Source organism: Bacillus cereus group sp. MG20 (assembly GCF_040459885.1).
In the GTDB taxonomy this organism is placed as follows: Bacteria; Bacillota; Bacilli; order Bacillales; family Bacillaceae_G; genus Bacillus_A; species Bacillus_A cereus.
The window spans coordinates 3,250,511-3,265,696 of record NZ_JARVHF010000001.1; the positions used below are offsets into that span (position 1 = coordinate 3,250,511).

Below are 15,186 nucleotides of genomic sequence, written 5' to 3' on the forward strand. Positions count from 1 at the left end.
AAATAATCAAAATCGAAACCCCTATAAAACGACGAAAGCTGCCATCCATAATGGATAGCAGCATTTCTGTTGAATCTGTTTTTAATCGTTCTTATGTTGTAATTATTCTATAGTATATCATATGTTTTTATGAGATGGTACGGTTTTGTTTCAAGTATAAACGGAAAACTTGTGTTTTCGCAATTCCTTTGGTATATATGAATATTGTTCATAAAAAGGTCGGAAAGGAAGACAACAAGTGAAGACAGAGAAATTTTTTACCCATCCGATTGGCGTATTTATTGCTGCAATAGTAGCAACTTTTTTATGGGGAAGCGCATTTCCTTTTATTAAATTAAGTTATGTTGAACTTGGAATTCAACCACAAGAAGTTGGAGAGCAAATATTATTTGCCGGTTATCGTTTCTTTTTATCTGGATTCATGCTCTTATTATTCTTTAAAGTGTTAGGAAAAGATATGAGCTTCAAAAAAGGAACGGGGAAACAGTTAATACAAATTGGTTTATTCCAAACGTTTCTTCAATATATCTGTTTTTATATTGGAATGAGTTATAGTTCGGGAATTGAAGGAGCTATCATTTCAGGGACATCATCATTCTTTCAAATTTTACTCGCCCATTTTTTATATAAAGATGATGCCCTCAATATGAGAAAAATAATTGGCGTATCGATTGGCTTTTGTGGCGTCGTTTTAGTAAATGTGCCGAGTGATGGTAGCTTATCATTTCATTTTGGAATCGGAAGCTTATTACTTCTTAGTGCAGCAATGCTGTATTCATATGGAAACATATTAGCGAAAGAAGGTAGTAAAACGTTAGATGTTGGCTATATGACAGCATACCAAATGATGTTTGGTTCTATAGGATTATTATGTATAGGGGCTTTACAAGTTGGAGTAATGCCATTTACATTTAGTCTACATGCACTACTTATGCTGATTTATTTATCTTTCTTATCTGCAGCTGGTTTTTGCATTTGGAATACAATTATGAAGTACAATAAGGTTGGAAAAGTATCTATGTATATGTTCTTTATACCCGTATTTGGTGTGTTATTATCGAGCATGATTTTAGGTGAAGCAATTCATTCATTTGTGTTACTCGGTTTAGCATGTGTAGCCGCGGGAATTATTGTGGTAAATCGGACGCCAGCTAAGCAAAAAATAGAGAAAGAAAAACAAGTAGCATAGAAAGCAGAAAAGCGATTACAATGGAAGAACAGTACTGTTCTTCTTTTTTTATAGAAAAAGGATAATAGACTAAGTGTAACGAAAAAAGATACAAAAAGCATTTATTGAGGAGAACATATTATGAATCTACTTTACGTGGTGTTAATTGGGCAAATACTTCTTTTTTTAATTGGTGCAATTTATGCAATGCGGCAGACAAAAAGAACGAAAGATAATATGCCGTTACCTTTAGCAATCCGTCTTATTCTTAGTTTTTCTTTAACAGGTAGTGCAATTTGGATATGGTTACAAGATCCATCTGTAGAGTATAGTACGTGGGTTGCACTTGGTATGACTTTATCGACTGTGGGAGATTTGTTTATGGCTGGGCTGATTCCAATTGGTCACAGGTTAATTGGTGGGATGGTTACTTTCGCTCTTGCTCATTGTTTTTATGTAAAAGCATTTTTGCAAACAGGAATTTCGTGGAATGGTTTTTGGATTGGCTTACTCGTATATGGGCTCTTTCTAATTGTAGGATGGTTCTTCTTTATCCGAAATGATAAACAGGATAAATTGTTTACGATAGGAGCTCTAATTTACGGATTGTGGGTTGGAGGAATGGCTTGCTTTGCATTCGCCTTATATTATGAAAATACAGGAATATGGTGGATACCAGCGTTTGGTGGTTTACTGTTTGTGATTTCTGATTTTATTATTGGCGTGACAGATATCGGAGGGCGTAAATTGAAGTATGAGCCACTTTGGATTTGGTTTACATATGTAGCTGCTCAAATGTGTATTGTATATGTGGGATTATAAAAAGATACTCTCAAAATAGTGAATAGACTATTTTGAGAGTATCTTTTTTGCTTGTTTAATTTGATCAGTATTACCATTTTGAAATTTCTAATATTATAATTTTATAATTCAGAATTTTGTAGAAAAATATCGGTTGTATTATTTATAATAAAAGTAAAAAGATGATGAGATGGTGAAATGATGCAAAAGAAAAAACGTTGGCGTGAATTCTTTGGAACTATTGCAATTGCGTGTTTATTGGTGTTTTTGGCGAAAATTTTTGTGTTTTTTCCGACGACTGTAAAAGGAGCATCCATGAGGCCGACGTTGCAAGATGGAGATAAGGTAATTGTTAATAAGTTAGCAAAACAATTTGAAAGCTATGGGAGAGAAGACATTATTGTTGTGAAAACAGATAATTTTTATGTCAAAAGAGTGATTGGATTATCTGGAGATATAATTGAGATGAGAAATGATCAATTATATGTGAATTCTGAAGTGATAGATGAAGAGTATTTGGATAGTAATAAAAAACAAGCAGAAAAAAAACTTATGAATTTAACAGAGGACTTTGGACCGATTACAGTTCCTAAAAATAAGATTTTTGTTATGGGAGATAATCGCTTAATAAGTAAAGATAGTAGAAATGGTTTAGGTTTTATTGATAGAGAAGATGTGTTAGGAAAGTTAGCAGGCATTTATTATCCGTTTGAACATATGAAAATAATAAAGTAAAAAACCAAGCAAATTTTAGTTTGCTTGGTTTTTTTGTTAAACAGTAGGAGATTCGTTAGATACAAACATATCTTCATGTTTCTTTGTAGTACTTAAAACGAATTTATGTTGTAGCAATTGTAGTTTAAATAACGCCAAAGGATCATGATATGTTTCTGGATTGCTTCTTAGCGTTGCTAATGTTTGCTCGTCTTCCTTTATCTCAAGTTGAGCTGCATCCACATTTTGTTTCAATATGCTAAGTGGATCTTTAAAGAACATCATGATATCACGTTCTAATGCACCTTCAAATACTTCAAATTGTAGGAAGAATTGTTTTGAAATTGTGTGAGCAATTTCTGTATAGTCTTCTGTTTCAATATATTGTTTATATTTGTTGGCGAGCATAGATTGGTTTTTTTGCATATTACCAAATAATTTTCCGGCACTTTTTAAGAAAAACTGTGTTGGTGTAAAGCGTAATAAAATATTGATGTTCGTTACTGTAATTCGATTTGTCATTCGTACAACATCTCGATTCCAATCATCTAATAATTTGAAATCGCAAGGAAGTTTCATACGTTCTTCTTTATATAATTTATTAAACGTTTCACTCATTTCATCTAAATAAGCTTGAGCTTGAATAAATTCATTATGTGCTGTTTCAATCCATTCTTGAATAGATCCAGTAAATTTAGGAAGAAGTACCTGTTGTACATGCTTTTGAACTCGTTCATTCATTGCAGCATTTAATTCTTCATGAACTAGTTTGAAATCACTATCTTCTTGAACAAGATCAGAGCAGCTCTGTAATAATTCAGGAATTTGAGAATGTATATCTCGTGTAATTTCTTCTTTCGTTAAAAGATAGGATTCGGTAATAGAGCGAATTTTATCTTTTTCAAGAGCAGTAAGGTTATTAATAAATCCAGTAAGTTTCACTGAGATGTGTTTATTCCAGCGTACGGATTTTACTAATGTATTTTCTAATTCCACACGTTCATTTATGAGATAAGCAATTGTCTTTTGCGTAAACCATATTAGCTTTTCTATACGTTCTTTTTCTATATCGCGTTTTGCAAGATTAGAGAGAATAGATTCTGTTACATCTCCAAGTTGCTGACTACTCTCTTGCGAAGGAGAGTATGGGAAGAATTGTGCATCTGGAAAATGTACTTTAAGTTTACTAATTAGTTTTTCATTAGTAGTCGTATTATTTGTGTGTAATACGAAGTGAATTTGTAAGTTTGGTACTTGTTCACGTAAATAAATTAACGTATCAATTTCTTCACTATGCAATGGTGAAGAAGAATTTAATACGTAAACAAGGCTATCTGCTGCTTGTAAGTATTCAAAGTATGCATTGTTTTTATCCAATTGTCCTTGAATGGATGGTGTAATAAGAAATGTAAACTTATTTTTTCTTAAAAATCTACTTGGTAGCTTAATTTCTATACATTTTTTCTCAAGTTCTGACTGAGCAGATGTAGCCGTTATTTGATGGAATTCATCAAGGTTAGAGATATTTCTGATATCTAACTCGGTAAATTCTGTTATTTCAGTTTGACTAGCGTCTTTAAATAGAATAGGAGTTGTTAAAGTTTCAGTTAAGATGTTCTCTCCTAATATTGAATTAACAAATGATGTTTTATCATGGTCACTAGTTCCAGCTATTAGTAGTGGTGTGACATTTAAATCACATAGTTCATGGACGAGTAGCGTAAATTGATGACTTAAATCTACATCATTTTTCTCAGCCCATACAGCGATTGTTTCGAATAAATGAGAAACTGTTTCCATATTTACATCTGCTTCAGCTGATGTATTAGAAAGTAAGGATCCAGCACTTTTTACGAGTAATGATTCTAAAGTTGTAGGTGAGACTTCATTCCATGCTAATACTGCTGCAGAGACAACTAGAGAATCTTTTGCTTTCGTTAAACTGAACCAATTCGTTAATAGATTTGGTACAAGTCCGTTTAATTCATGCATAAAATGATTTCCGGTAATTAATGCAAAGTATGTTTCTTGATAGCGAGTAGAAATTTCATTCCAATCGTCATTATTGTCTGTTTCAATATGCAAGAATAAATGATTAATACTTTGAATCCAAGGAAGGTATAAGGATTCATGTTGGTAGCTATTCCAAAGAGCAATAACAAGTTCTTTAAATTGAGCTTGATCAACAGCATATAGAGCTTTTAAAGACTCATAGAAATATTCAGGCTTAATATTTTTAGTAAATCCTTTGTTTATGTAATTTATTAATGTATCAAACCAGTGTAAAGATTGTGTTCGAATACCTTCTTGAACAGCTAGTTCGATAGCGTTGTTCCAATCTTCTTGTTTTTCATAGAAAGAACGTGCAATTGCAGTAATATTTGGGTAATCCGGTTGGAATGCAACAGCTTCACTAATCGTCTTAAAAGCAAGTCCTAAACGATCTTGTTCGATATAAAGAGAAAGAAGTTGTAATGAAACTTCCATCGTAAGAGTTGTATCTTCTGTTTGAATAGATTGATAAATTTCTTCTGCCTTTGGTAGGAATCCTAGTTCAAAATAAGCATCTGCAATATTTTTTGTTGCCCAAAGTGCAAGAGTATTATTAACTTTTTCCCATTTAAATATAGCTGCTTCAAAATCTTTATTTTGATAATAAAATTCACCTTGAGCAAATCGAATATTAGAAATGTTGGAGAATTCATTTTTAGATTCATTTATATATGCTTCACCGAGTACTTCCGATGCAGGAGTAGAAGTTTCTTCTGTTAAAAATGTTTTATAGTAAACTTTTTGAATAAATTGATTTTCAATGGTCATGTTCGTTCCCCCCTGTATAATTTAGAAAAATGATGTTGTATGTAAAAGGGTTCATGTTCTTTTAATAGGTAGAAGTTGTATTATATAGACCAAACTATGTTTTTGCTAGATATATCATTTTTCTTGAGAGTTAAACCGTTGCGAAAAGTAACTTTCCTTTATTGTAACAAAAAAACACGCATATGAATTTTTATTTTTTATCAGGACATTTGCAGGCAGTAAGAATCTAATCTCAAAATTAGTGAATGTAAGTGAATTATGTCGGAGGCGAGATACCTGTAGAAGCCTGATGGATGTAGGCTAATAATCAGTAGAGGATGAAGAAAACCCACGCGGATTGAAGTTTAATTTTATCTCTGTTAAAGGAAAGAATAGAAGTAGAGTTCATTATAAAAACAATGTATAGTGAATATGTATACCATGTTTGCCTTAAAGATAGAAAGGGTACAATGTGGAATAACGATCGTGCATAGGATGTGTCTTCCGAATGGAACAACATATTGGCGAGTTAATCGCGCATTATGGCTATTTTGGAATTGTTATAGCTTTGGCTGGTGGGATTGTCGGATTACCGATACCAGACGAGTTTTTATTGACCTTTGTTGGTTATAATGTTTCAAAAGGAGTTATGTCAGGAACTGCTGCTTTTTTAAGTGGGATGGCTGGTGCGATGTTAGGGATCACGTTAAGCTACATATTAGGTTTAAAACTTGGGCTCCCTGTTTTAAAGAAATATGGACCGAAAATTAGAATTAAAGAACATCACATTGAAAAAACACATATTTTATTTGAAAAATATGGGCCATTTCTTTTAATGATTGGTTATTTTATACCGGGAGTACGTCATTTAACAGCATATTTTGCTGGGGTATCAAATTTGACACTTTGGCGTTTTTGTTTGTACGCTTACGGTGGTGCGCTCATTTGGATAAGTGTTTTTATTGGGCTTGGCTGGAAGTTAGGCGAGAAGTGGCGCTTCGTTGAGTATAGTTTACATCATTATGGAATATGGATTTTATTAATTTCAGCAGTTGTTACATGTGTTGTATGGTTGTACATAAAGAAAAAGAAAAACCGCTAATAGCGGTTTTTTTAGCTGAAAGCAATAAATAATACACCAGCTGTAATAAAGACTACACCAACACCGGTCATAAAGTTTAACTTTTCACCGAGGATAATCATAGCGAGAATGATAGAAAATACGACGCTTAATTTATCGACAGGAGCTACTTGTGAAACCTTTCCTGTTTTGAGGGCAAGAAAATAAAATAGCCATGACGAAGCACCTGCAATCCCACTTAATGTGATAAATAGCAGTGCTTTTTTATTTAGCAGTACGTCGCCGATATTTTGAAATTTACCTTGTATGATAATAACGCCTATCATAAATAATGCCATAATAATAGATCGAATTGTTGTTGCAACGTTTGCATCGATGCCGTCTAAACCAAACTTTCCAAAAATCGATACAAGGGCAGCAGCAATTGCTGATAATAGTGCAAATAAGAGCCACGAACTCATAGTAAAATCCCTCCAATCTTACAGTATTATACATGAAAATGATTCTCATGTATAAAGTTGAAGCAATTGAGGTTTATAGGAAGCACGACTTCAACTTAACTTCTTGCTCCACCTGAATTTTAAGGTGGGAGTTTTACTGCCTGTAAATAGTGGGCTAAATAACGAAATAATCCCCACCTTATATTTTTAATAAGGTGGGGATTATTATACTACTCTGCAATTTCCTCATATAAAAAGTACGTTACATTATAAATATGTTCTACTTCATCGTCTGTCATAAACAGTAATTCGTCACGCTCAATCCCTTTTTTCTTTTCAATAAACTCAATCATGTTTTTGCGTTCTTCTCTCTTCATCAATTTTATTTCTCCTCTCAATCTGTTTTAATACAGTTTATTTAAGTTACTGCTATTATATAACAGAATCTTTAGAAAGTTCCACCTATTTTATTGTTTTTTTCAAAAGAACTTTTCGACAAAACAAGCCCACCTAAGGGGGGCTTGTTTTATTTTATAGTCGTAAAAACTCAGGCTCCGTCGTACCGGCACCATCGATGTAATAAATTGTGTCGGGATTGATTTTTATCAATACGTAATTAGGGTCTTCAGGACCGAGTAACCAACGTTTTAAGCTATTATTCCAAAACTTGTTTTTTAATGTCGAGTCTTCCTCAATTGAAGCTAATCCTTCAACTTCAATATAATCTTCATCTAACTTTTTCCCTTCTCGTCCGAGTAATACATGGACATTAGGATTGTTTTCAATATCTGTTATCTTTTTTGATTGTCGATCTGTTGCAACGTACAGTACAAAATCTTCATGGAAAAACATCATAAAGGCGCTATGAGGTTTCTCATTTCGTACTGTAGATAATACACCGGTACGTTGACCTTGAATAATAGTTGCGATTTTTTCTTTTAAGTGCATAATTTTAACCCCTTTTCACAATTTATAATTCTGTCTGTTTAAACAAGATAATTTAAATATCTTTCATACTGTTTTCTTCAATCCGATTTTTTAAACGTAATTGTGATGAAATCGGACAAGTTAGGAGAAGAATAATAATAATATTGTGGAGAAATACATACGATGGAAGGGTGAAAAGCATGTTTAATAAAATATTTCTTATAGTAGCACTTATAGGTGTACCACTATCTGTACTTGGAAAAACACTTCATTGGCCAGAAACAATTATGTTCGCTGTGTATTGTATTACGATTATCGCGTTAGCTGGTTTTATGGGGAGAGCAACAGAGAGTTTAGCAATTGTATCTGGTCCTAGAATAGGCGGATTATTAAATGCTACTTTCGGTAATGCTGTTGAACTTATCATTTCAATTTTTGCACTTCAAGCAGGGTTAATTGAAGTGGTGTTAGCTTCTTTAACGGGTTCTGTACTTGGAAATTTATTATTAGTAGGAGGACTATCCTTCTTTGTAGGTGGACTTAAATATAAAAGGCAAAGCTTTAACGTTTACGATGCAAGGCATAATTCAGCTTTATTAATATTTGCTGTTGTCGTGGCCTTTGTTATTCCAGAGATCTTTTCAATGAAGATGGACGTTGGCAAGACGTATCAATTAAGTATAGGTGTTTCTATTATTATGATTATCATGTACATTGCTGCATTACTATTTAAGTTAGTTACGCACCGTGGTGTATATCAACATAAAAGTGACGAAGTAGCGCATGAAGAAGAGCCAGAGTGGTCGAAAGGGAAGGCACTCCTTATTTTAGCGATAGCAACACTGGCGGTAGCTTATGTATCAGAGGCGCTCGTGCATACTTTTGAAACTGTTGCAAAATCATTTGGTTGGTCAGAATTATTTATAGGGGTTATTATCGTTGCAATTGTTGGAAATGCAGCGGAACATGCATCTGCAATTATTATGGCTTATAAAAATAAAGTAAATATTGCAGTCGAAATTGCAATAGGTTCTACATTACAAATCGCCATGTTTGTTGCTCCTGTACTAGTATTGCTATCTATGTTCTTCGCGCAGAGGATGCCTTTAGTATTTACCATACCAGAACTTGTATCTATGATTACAGCCGTTTTCTTAACGATTGCGATTTCAAATGATGGAGATACAAACTGGTTTGAAGGCGGCACTTTACTAGCGGCGTATGTCATTATGGGAATTGGTTTTTATTTATTATGAAAAATAGGCATAACAATTGTGCTCAGAGAAAACAATAAACAAAGTAGTATATATACCTTTACATAGGAAGGAGCCAGACAGGTGAAACGAGTATACAGCATATGTCTTTCAACTATGGTCTCGTTTATTTTATTATTTCCTAACATGAGTTTTGCAAAGACAACAGTAGGAACAAAAATGCCTTCATCTGTTTTAAATATTTCAAAAGACAATACATTTCCAAATGATGCGCAAGATTTGCCACGTTTACAGCCAAGTAAGTTTGCTCAAGAACTATTGAAAACAGCTAATATTAAAATTGAAAATCCAGACTTAATTCGGATGTTTAATGAAACGACAATTTCAAATGCGCCGCTTGCAGTAGGGTACCGGGCAAAAATTTATTTAGGTCAATGGGCTTTACATTATGAATCAGTAGACACATCGATTAATTGGGAATATAAACAAGTGAATCGAAATGTGTATGATAATCGCGGAGGAGACCGTTTATATCCACTTCGCTATAAGCAAGAAACACAAAAGACGGTTGAAGGCGATTTAACAGCAGATATGAAAGATGCTGCAGATGTGAAAAAAATGATGCTTCTCAAAGCGCTTGAAAAAGTACAATTGCCCCTTTCGTTTAAAACAACTATTGGTTATGGTACTGGACATGAGCGTGTGTATAATATTAGTCCGAGTCAACTCGGATATTTATACGCTTATACACCAGCGGTAAATGAAAAGGGAAAAGTAACATTTGGAGAAGTGTATCTTGTATTAAAGGGAAATCAAAAAAGACTTGTTGTGAAAAATATTACTTCTCAGGGAATTGGAGCGGCGATTCCAATTCATGATTATTTATTTTTTAAATTCATTTCTTCTTCCCACTCGCAATAACATAAAAAAACGTCAGCTTATAAGCTGACGTTTTTTTATAATGTAATGTTTGCTGTTTTTGATAAGAAATCTTCTGTCGGATAGTAGCTGTTTTTTACAAGAACATTTGGTCCAAGACATTTTACTGCAGGACAGTGACAGCTTAATGATTTTGCTGTTTTTGAAGCACTCCATTTGTCATATGCTTCTTGTAATGTGTTTGTTTGTATGTTTCCTAGAAGTGGAACATCACCAAAGTCCGTCACAATAATATTTCCATCGAAAATATTTACATTTAAACGAGAACGGCCATCTGGATCATTACGAACAGTGACATTTTTGCTCTCTTGTAATTTTTTAAATGTGGCAATGTCTCGCTCGTCATCGCTACAAGCATAGAAAGGTAACGTTCCAAATAACATCCATACATTTTCATCGCGAATTTCTAGTAAATGCTCAATTGCATTACGAATTTCAGATTTTGTTAAAATCTCTAGATTACTCGCGAAGTCACTTGGATACATTGGGTGAACTTCATGACGTTTACAGCCCATCTCTTCGACGATTTGACGGTGAATATGTTCAATATGTGGTAGAGTTCTTTTGTTTAACATTGTTTCGGCAGATACAAGTACACCTGCATCTGATAGAGCCTTACTATTTGTAATCATTCTTTCGAATAATTTTGCACGTTGTTCGTAAGTAGGTTTACGCTCCATCATTGCAAATCCGCCTTCAACGAAGTCATCAATTGTTCCCCAGTTATGAGAGATATGCAACACGTCTAAATAAGGAATAATTTGTTCGTAACGTGCTAAATCTATAGTTAAGTTAGAGTTGATTTGAGTGCGAACGCCTCGTTCATGGGCGTATTTTAAGAGTGGTGTTACATAGTTGTCGACGGATTTTTTTGAAAGCATAGGTTCTCCGCCAGTAATACTTAAAGAACGTAAATGAGGAATCTCATCTAATCGTTTTAATAAAAGATCCATCGGAAGCGGATTTGGGTCTTTCGGCTGTAACGTGTAACCAACAGCGCAATGCTCACAGCGCATATTGCATAACGTCGTCGTTGTAAATTCAACATTTGTTAATAGTAGTTTGCCGTACTCTTCAAGGTCCATATACGCTTCCCATGGATCGTAAGAAGGAGTAATCGGCTTCATTTTTTGTGATATCGTCATATGAAATACTCCTTTGACTATTGAAATAACAATTTGTCCATTCTCTATAATAGAAGAATATGTGCTTTTTATAAAGCGAAACTTTTTAGCGTGAAAAGAGAGAGGGCTTACATTATAGTGGATGACTGTGACAAAATTGATGAAATTTCATGCCCATAGCAATCATTTTTGCGGTATAATAAAAGCAACTCGAATTAAAAGGAGAGTGCCTTCATGGGAAAAGCAATTCAAGATAAAGATACACAATTAGTATATTTAAAAGAGCGTTTAAATATGTTCATTGAAGTAATTGATACAATTGAACCTGAAGAAGTAGAATTAGAAGATGTAGATCGTCTTCTTGCAATGTTAGATGAATTAGAATTAAAATGTGAGCAATTTAAAAAAGACGAATAATATATTAAAAAGGCTGCCAATTCCAATTTGGTAGCCTTTTTCTGTGCGGATAATAGAAGGACGATAGAAAAAGAGGTATAATCAAGTTGTGAAAAATTTCATTTATGCTTTAATAGCGTGAAACAAATAAAAAGCTAAAGAGCATAACAATGGAATTTTCAGCTCATAACGTTTTGGTAGCGTTCACAATTGAGGGGGAAGTAACAATGGAAAAGCTTCAAGAAAGCATGTATCAACTAATTGTTGAAACGTCAACGAACTTACCGAAAGATGTTCGTCGTGCGATTCAACAAGCGAAAGAGCGAGAAAATGCAGGGACTCGTTCTGCGATGGCACTTGGCACAATTACAAATAATATTAAAATGGCTGATGATAACATCTCACCGATTTGCCAAGATACAGGGATGCCAACGTTTAAAATTTATACACCAGTTGGTGTGAATCAATTAAAGTTGAAGGAAGCTATCTATAATGCGCTTGAGCGGGCGACAAAAGATGGTAAACTTCGTCCAAATTCTGTTGACTCTCTTTTTGGAGACAATAGTGGAAATAATTTAGGACCAGGTACACCGGTTATTAAGTTTGAACAATGGGAAAAAGATTATATTGATGCACGTTTAATCCTAAAAGGTGGTGGCTGTGAGAATAAAAATATTCAATATAGCTTACCGTGTGAACTAGAAGGACTTGGACGAGCTGGCCGTGATTTAGAAGGAATTCGTAAATGCCTTCTTCATGCAGTATACCAAGCACAAGGTCAAGGATGTAGTGCTGGTGTAATTGGTGTTGGTATCGGGGGAGACCGCACATCAGGTTATGAATTAGCAAAAAATCAATTATTCCGTACATTAGATGATGTCAATCCAGTACCAGAGTTACAACAACTTGAAGAGTACATATTAGAAAATGCGAATAAGCTTGGCATTGGTACAATGGGATTTGGTGGAGAAACAACTTTACTGGGCTGTAAAATTGGCGTGTATAACCGCCTGCCGGCTAGCTTCTACGTATCTGTGGCGTATAATTGCTGGGCATATCGCCGCCTAGGTGTAACAATCCATCCTGAAACAGGTGAAATTATGGATTGGTTATATCAAGAAGGTGAAGATACACTTCAGCATGAAGCACAAGAAAAAACAGAGCAACGTGAGATTGTATTACAAGCACCAATTACAGAAGAGCAAATTCGTGGACTTCGCGTTGGTGATGTTGTAACAATTAATGGCATGATGTATACAGGTCGTGACGCAATCCATAAGCATTTAATGGATAATGATTGTCCAGTAGATTTAAATGGACAAATTATTTACCACTGTGGTCCAGTTGTTGTGAAAGATGACAATGACAATTGGCAAATTAAAGCGGCAGGTCCAACGACAAGTATTCGTGAAGAACCGTACCAAGGCGATATTATGAAGAAATTTGGTATTCGCGCTGTTATTGGAAAAGGCGGTATGGGTGCGAAAACATTAGCGGCTTTAGAAGAACACGGCGGCGTGTACTTAAACGCAATTGGCGGTGCGGCGCAATATTATGCTGAATGTATTAAAGAAGTGAAAGATGTTGATTTCTTACAATTTGGTATTCCAGAAGCAATGTGGCATTTACGCATTGAAGGTTTTAAAGCAGTTGTAACGATGGACTCTCATGGTAATAGTTTACATGCAGATGTTGATAAAACATCACTTGAAAAATTAGCGAGCTTTAAAGAGCCGGTATTTAAATAAACAAAAATGCATCTCGAATCTTTCGAGATGCATTTTTTGGTATATATAGAAAAACATGCACAGCATGAAAGTAAGTAAGTAAACAGAAACTACAGGTACGATTATATATGGAAAGGAGACTATTTATGAAATATAAATGGTTATATATCGGTCTCATTTTTTCAATTATGATGGCACTTGTTCCAGTTTCGGCATTGGCTTATACAAATACTCCACATAACTGGGGAATCCCGCGTCCTAAAAATGAAACAGTACCAGATGCAGGAAAGTTATATACGGATTTACTGCAAAAAAATGGCGGGTTTTATTTAGGAGATACGAAGAAAAAAGATATTTATTTAACATTTGATAATGGATATGAGAATGGATACACAGGGAAAATCTTAGATGTATTAAAAGAGAAAAAAGTACCAGCAACTTTCTTTGTAACGGGGCATTACATTAAAACACAAAAAGATTTATTGTTAAGAATGAAGGATGAAGGACACATTATTGGAAATCATTCTTGGAGTCATCCTGATTTTACAGCGGTAAATGATGAGAAGCTTCGTGAAGAATTAACGAGTGTAACGGAAGAAATTAAAAAAGTAACTGGGCAAAAAGAAGTGAAATATGTACGTCCTCCGCGCGGCGTATTTAGTGAAAGAACGTTAGCTCTTACGAAAGAAATGGGCTACTATAATGTATTTTGGTCACTTGCATTTTTGGATTGGAAAGTGGATCAGCAAAGAGGATGGCAATATGCGCATAATAATGTTATGACGATGATTCACCCAGGATCTATTTTATTACTTCATGCAATATCAAAAGATAATGCAGAAGCACTTGCAAAAATCATTGATGATTTGCGCGAGAAAGGGTATCATTTTAAAAGTCTAGATGACTTAGTAAAAAGCAATCAACCGTAAGCATGTATGCTTACGGTTTTCTCATGCTATAATGATGTGTAAAAAGGATGGGGAAACGTATGTGGAGCGAACATGTTACGTTAGAGTATCCGTATCATTTTGAAGAAGTATTAAAACGTTTATCTTTTGATCCTCTTAACGTCATTCAATTAGATGAGAAAGTCATTTATATCCCGCTTTGTATAGACGAGGAACAGGTTATTGTTCGCTTACAAGGGATTGGTACTGTTCAAAATCCACAGTTTTGGATTTCTAGTCAGACAGGAAATCCGGAGAAAGTCATGAAACGAATGAGGGCCATTTTTCATTGGAATGAACCGTTTCAAGATATACAAAATCATTTTTTAAACACATCATTACGTCCACTATTTGAAACATATGCTTATACTCCAATTATTTTAGAATTTGATTATTTTGCTTGTCTTCTTCGCTGTATCATTCACCAACAAATAAATTTGAAATTTGCTACTGTGTTAACAGAACAATTTGTGAAACGGTATGGAACAGAGAAGAACGGTGTATTCTTTTTCCCCACTCCGGAAATAGTAGCAAATATTTCAATAGAAGAATTGAGAGAGCAGAAGTTTAGTCAGCGAAAGGCTGAATATATAGTAGGATTAGGTCGAAGTATTGTCAGTGGTACATTAAATTTAGCGAGTATAGAAAATGGGACGGAAGAAGAAGTTTCAGCACAATTGTTGCCAATTAGGGGAATTGGTGCATGGACAGTGCAAAACTTTTTAATGTTTGGGCTTGGACGGAAAAATATGTTCCCGAAAGCGGACATTGGGATTCAGCGTGCAGTGCAAGGTATATTTCAATTAGATGATAAACCTGATGATGCATTTTTAGAAAAAGTGAAACAAGAGTGTGAACCATACTGCAGTTATGCAGCGTTATATTTATGGAAAAGTATAGAGTAGAGGT

Annotated in this window: 15 protein-coding genes; 10 read left to right on the plus strand and 5 right to left on the minus strand. The window is 34.4% G+C overall.

The window, feature by feature from the left end:
- Positions 1-238 precede the first annotated feature (238 nt).
- From QCI81_RS16665 to lepB, 3 genes are all read left to right on the plus strand, one after another.
- Positions 239-1,189: a DMT family transporter gene (locus QCI81_RS16665; protein ID WP_063546354.1), complete on the plus strand. Its 951-nt coding sequence runs from the start codon at positions 239-241 to the stop codon at positions 1,187-1,189.
- Between the two features lie 120 nt (positions 1,190-1,309).
- Complete coding sequence (locus tag QCI81_RS16670; RefSeq protein WP_001051080.1) at positions 1,310-1,990, plus strand: lysoplasmalogenase; 681 nt, start codon at positions 1,310-1,312, stop codon at positions 1,988-1,990.
- 177 nt (positions 1,991-2,167) lie between these two features.
- Positions 2,168-2,704: a signal peptidase I gene (gene lepB / locus QCI81_RS16675; RefSeq protein ID WP_071730611.1), complete on the plus strand. Its 537-nt coding sequence runs from the start codon at positions 2,168-2,170 to the stop codon at positions 2,702-2,704.
- Between the two features lie 36 nt (positions 2,705-2,740).
- Here the strand turns inward: lepB and QCI81_RS16680 are convergent, their stop codons facing one another.
- Positions 2,741-5,503 carry a tetratricopeptide repeat protein gene (locus QCI81_RS16680; protein WP_353810856.1) on the minus strand — a complete coding sequence of 921 codons (2,763 nt, stop codon included), beginning with the start codon at positions 5,501-5,503 and terminating at the stop codon, positions 2,741-2,743.
- Positions 5,504-5,990: 487 nt separating this feature from the next.
- Between QCI81_RS16680 and QCI81_RS16685 the strand changes: the two genes are divergently transcribed.
- A complete protein-coding gene (locus QCI81_RS16685; RefSeq protein ID WP_000434878.1) occupies positions 5,991-6,584 on the plus strand; it encodes a DedA family protein in 594 nt (197 codons plus the stop codon).
- Between the two features lie 11 nt (positions 6,585-6,595).
- On the opposite strand, the gene QCI81_RS16690 is transcribed toward QCI81_RS16685, so the two are convergent.
- From QCI81_RS16690 to QCI81_RS16700, 3 genes are all read right to left on the minus strand, one after another.
- The gene (locus QCI81_RS16690; protein ID WP_000100295.1) at positions 6,596-7,024 is read right to left on the minus strand and encodes an EamA family transporter; all 429 of its coding nucleotides are present in this window, start codon (positions 7,022-7,024) and stop codon (positions 6,596-6,598) included.
- Between the two features lie 209 nt (positions 7,025-7,233).
- Positions 7,234-7,380 carry a BH0509 family protein gene (locus QCI81_RS16695; protein WP_000817786.1) on the minus strand — a complete coding sequence of 49 codons (147 nt, stop codon included), beginning with the start codon at positions 7,378-7,380 and terminating at the stop codon, positions 7,234-7,236.
- A gap of 154 nt (positions 7,381-7,534) precedes the next feature.
- Positions 7,535-7,951, minus strand: coding sequence for a pyridoxamine 5'-phosphate oxidase family protein (locus QCI81_RS16700; RefSeq protein WP_000550219.1), 417 nt, complete (start codon positions 7,949-7,951; stop codon positions 7,535-7,537).
- A gap of 179 nt (positions 7,952-8,130) precedes the next feature.
- On the opposite strand from QCI81_RS16700, the gene cax reads away from it, so the two are divergent.
- Positions 8,131-9,186: a calcium/proton exchanger gene (cax, locus tag QCI81_RS16705; RefSeq protein WP_000482136.1), complete on the plus strand. Its 1,056-nt coding sequence runs from the start codon at positions 8,131-8,133 to the stop codon at positions 9,184-9,186.
- Between the two features lie 81 nt (positions 9,187-9,267).
- Complete coding sequence (locus QCI81_RS16710; RefSeq protein ID WP_002098868.1) at positions 9,268-10,065, plus strand: YfkD famly protein; 798 nt, start codon at positions 9,268-9,270, stop codon at positions 10,063-10,065.
- 35 nt (positions 10,066-10,100) lie between these two features.
- Here the strand turns inward: QCI81_RS16710 and yfkAB are convergent, their stop codons facing one another.
- On the minus strand, positions 10,101-11,228 hold the full coding sequence (gene yfkAB / locus QCI81_RS16715; RefSeq protein WP_071730616.1) for a radical SAM/CxCxxxxC motif protein YfkAB: 1,128 nt from the start codon (positions 11,226-11,228) through the stop codon (positions 10,101-10,103).
- Positions 11,229-11,441: 213 nt separating this feature from the next.
- On the opposite strand from yfkAB, the gene QCI81_RS16720 reads away from it, so the two are divergent.
- The 4 genes from QCI81_RS16720 to QCI81_RS16735 all read left to right on the plus strand — a co-directional run bounded on the left by QCI81_RS16720 (position 11,442) and on the right by QCI81_RS16735 (position 15,182).
- Positions 11,442-11,624 carry an SE1561 family protein gene (locus QCI81_RS16720; protein WP_000513558.1) on the plus strand — a complete coding sequence of 61 codons (183 nt, stop codon included), beginning with the start codon at positions 11,442-11,444 and terminating at the stop codon, positions 11,622-11,624.
- A 206-nt stretch (positions 11,625-11,830) separates the two neighbouring features.
- Positions 11,831-13,351 carry a class I fumarate hydratase gene (fumA, locus tag QCI81_RS16725; RefSeq protein ID WP_081366307.1) on the plus strand — a complete coding sequence of 507 codons (1,521 nt, stop codon included), beginning with the start codon at positions 11,831-11,833 and terminating at the stop codon, positions 13,349-13,351.
- Positions 13,352-13,476: 125 nt separating this feature from the next.
- The gene (gene pdaA, locus QCI81_RS16730) at positions 13,477-14,259 is read left to right on the plus strand and encodes a delta-lactam-biosynthetic de-N-acetylase (RefSeq protein ID WP_000875957.1); all 783 of its coding nucleotides are present in this window, start codon (positions 13,477-13,479) and stop codon (positions 14,257-14,259) included.
- 59 nt (positions 14,260-14,318) lie between these two features.
- Complete coding sequence (locus QCI81_RS16735; RefSeq protein WP_065481908.1) at positions 14,319-15,182, plus strand: DNA-3-methyladenine glycosylase family protein; 864 nt, start codon at positions 14,319-14,321, stop codon at positions 15,180-15,182.
- Positions 15,183-15,186 lie beyond the last annotated feature (4 nt).